Source organism: Sphingomonas sp. CD22, from assembly GCF_034556155.1.
In the GTDB taxonomy this organism is placed as follows: domain Bacteria; phylum Pseudomonadota; class Alphaproteobacteria; order Sphingomonadales; family Sphingomonadaceae; genus Sphingomonas.
The window spans coordinates 2,501-5,855 of sequence record NZ_JAYDYX010000020.1 but is presented as its reverse complement, the minus strand read 5'-3'; the positions used below and the strand labels follow the sequence as shown (position 1 = coordinate 5,855).

1 tRNA gene and 2 rRNA genes are annotated in these 3,355 nt (G+C 54.4%); all 3 read right to left on the bottom strand.

Annotated elements, in window-relative coordinates:
- Positions 1-77: transfer RNA gene (locus SFC76_RS19555), tRNA-Met, on the bottom strand.
- Between the two features lie 108 nt (positions 78-185).
- A 5S ribosomal RNA gene (gene rrf, locus SFC76_RS19550) occupies positions 186-300 on the bottom strand.
- Positions 301-484: 184 nt separating this feature from the next.
- A 23S ribosomal RNA gene (locus tag SFC76_RS19545) occupies positions 485-3,306 on the bottom strand.
- Between the last annotated feature and the right edge of the window lie 49 nt (positions 3,307-3,355).

Here is a 3,355-nt window from a genome sequence, read left to right as displayed (position 1 = left end):
TGGTTGCGGGGACAGGATTTGAACCTGTGACCTTCAGGTTATGAGCCTGACGAGCTACCGGGCTGCTCCACCCCGCGACACTGTTTTGGAACGCGAACGCCCCCGCTGTTGTGCGGGGGTGTCGTGGTTCGTTGATATTGTGATGGGTTCCTGGAGCCGTGTTCTTCGTATCCGCCTGCTGCAATGCCTGGCGACGACCTACTCTTCCATCGCTTGAGCGATAGTACCATTGGCGCAGTCGGGTTTCACGGCCGAGTTCGGGATGGGATCGGGTGGGACACCGACGCTATAGCCACCAGGCAATGAAGCGGGCGGATGCGAAGTTGGGCTTGGGGGTAACCCACCGCAAGGACTTGCGATGGGTTTCTAAAATCGATGCACCTTTGTGAGGATGTGTATTTTAATCTGGCGTTCGACTTGTATCATCCACGCTATCGCCGACGTTTCGCTGGTAACCCAGAATTGTCATTGATGGTGTGAGACTCTCAAGCGCGAATAGGACAATTAGTATCGGTTAGCTCCATGCGTTACCGCACTTCCACATCCGATCTATCAAGGTCGTGGTCTCCGACCGTCCTATGAAATCTTATCTTGAGGGAGGCTTCCCGCTTAGATGCTTTCAGCGGTTATCCCGTCCGTACATAGCTACCCTGCTGCGCCGTTGGCACGACGACAGGTACACCAGAGGTACGTTCAACCCGGTCCTCTCGTACTAGGGTCAACTCCTCTCAAATTTCGACGCCCACGGCAGATAGGGACCAAACTGTCTCGCGACGTTCTGAACCCAACTCACGTACCACTTTAATTGGCGAACAGCCAAACCCTTGGGACCTGCTCCAGCCCCAGGATGTGATGAGTCGACATCGAGGTGCCAAACAACCCCGTCGATATGAGCTCTTGGGGGTTATCAGCCTGTTATCCCCGGCGTACCTTTTATCCGTTGAGCGATGGCCCTTCCACGAGGGACCACCGGATCACTATGACCGACTTTCGTCTCTGCTCGACTTGTCAGTCTCGCAGTCAGGCGGGCTTATGCCATTGCACTCTAACAGCCGGTTTCCAACCGGCCTGAGCCCACCATCGCGCGCCTCCGTTACTCTTTAGGAGGCGACCGCCCCAGTCAAACTACCCGCCACAGAGGGTCCCTGTTCCGGCTTACGGAACGAGGTTAGACATCAGAAAACAACAGGGTGGTATTTCACCTATGGCTCCACACCGGCTGGCGCCGATGCTTCAAAGCCTCCCACCTATGCTACACAGTTCTTTCCTAATGCCACTCTGAAGCTGCAGTAAAGGTGCACGGGGTCTTTCCGTCTAACCGCGGGTACTCCGCATCTTCACGGAGAATTCAATTTCGCTGAGCATGTCCTGGAGACAGTGGGGAAGTCGTTACGCCATTCGTGCAGGTCGGAACTTACCCGACAAGGAATTTCGCTACCTTAGGACCGTTATAGTTACGGCCGCCGTTTACCTGGGCTTCATTTCAGAGCTTGCACCCCTCCACTTAACCTTCAGGCACCGGGCAGGCGTCAGGCCCTATACGTCGTCTTGAAGCCGACTTAGCAGAGCCCTGTGTTTTTGCTAAACAGTCGCTACCCCCTGGCCTGTGCCCCCAACAAGAGCTTGCGCCTATGTTGGGCCTCCTTCTTCCGAAGGTACGGAGGCAATTTGCCGAGTTCCTTCAGGACACTTCTCTCAAGCGCCTTGGTATACTCTACCTGACCACCTGTGTCGGTTTCGGGTACGGTCTATACGGTGGGGCTATTTCCTGGGACAGTTTCGAAGCCCGGCCAATCCGTTAAGGCCGAACAACACACACCATCCGTCACACACCACCAGGCCCACGAATATTAACGTGGTTCCCATCGACTACCCCCTTCGGGCTCGTCTTAGGGGCCGGCTCACCCTGCGCGGATTAGCCTTGCGCAGGAACCCTTGGTCTTTCGGCGAGAGGGCATCTCACCCTCTTTATCGCTACTCATGTCTGCATTCGCACTTCCGATACCTCCACGACCCATTACCAGATCGCTTCACAGGCTTACGGAACGCTCCGCTACCGCGTGGCTTACGCCACACCCTAAGCTTCGGTGTATCACTTGAGCCCCGTTACATCTTCGCCGCAGAAACCCTTGTTTAGACCAGTGAGCTGTTACGCTTTCTTTAAAGGATGGCTGCTTCTAAGCCAACCTCCTGGTTGTTTTGGGATTTCCACATGCTTTCCCACTTAGTGATAACTTGGGGACCTTAGCTGTAGGTCAGGGCTGTTTCCCTTTTGACGACGGACCTTAGCACCCGCCGTCTGTCTCCCGGATATCACTCCTAGGTATTCGGAGTTTGGTTAGAGTTGGTAGATCTCGCGACCCCCGCATCCATCCAGTGCTCTACCCCCTAGGGTGTCCATCCGAGGCACTACCTCAATAGTTTTCGCGGAGAACCAGCTATTTCCCGGCTTGATTGGCCTTTCACCCCTAAACACAACTCATCCGGTAACTTTTCAACGTTAATCGGTTCGGACCTCCAGTGCATGTTACTGCACCTTCATCCTGGTCATGCCTAGATCGCCGGGTTTCGGGTCTAATACTTCAAACTCAGTCGCCCTATTCAGACTCGCTTTCGCTGCGCCTACACCTAACGGCTTAAGCTTGCTTGAAACATTAAGTCACAGACCCATTATGCAAGAGGTACGCTGTCAGGCCTCAAGGACCCTCCAACTGCTTGTAGGCAATCCGTTTCAGGTACTGTTTCACTCCCCTCATCGGGGTGCTTTTCACCTTTCCCTCACGGTACTAGTTCGCTATCGGTCATGTACGAGTATTTAGGCTTAGAGGGTGGTCCCCCTATGTTCAGACAGAATTACACGTGTTCCGCCCTACTCGAGTCCATTTACATCACTTTCGCATACGGGGCTGTCACCCGCTATGGCGCTACTTTCCAGAAGCTTCTGCTAGTTGAATAAATGGCACTGGCCTGGTCCGCGTTCGCTCGCCACTACTAACGGAATCTCGGTTGATGTCTTTTCCTCCAGCTACTGAGATGTTTCAGTTCACCGGGTTCGCTTCACGAAGCCTATTTTATTCAGCTAAGTGATACCTGTTTCCAACTAACTCTAGCTGAGCCGCTCGGCGGCACGCTTTACGCGTGTCGTCGTTCGGCTCCGGTAGAGTTAATCGGATAGGTGGGTTTCCCCATTCGGAAATCGTCGGGTCAATGCTTGCTCACAGCTCACCGACGCTTATCGCAGCGTGCCACGTCCTTCATCGCCTGTACATGCCAAGGCATCCACGAATTGCCCTTACCTCACGCTTGAGAGTCCACACCACCAACGACAACACTGGATCGACGCCCATCGGGCGGC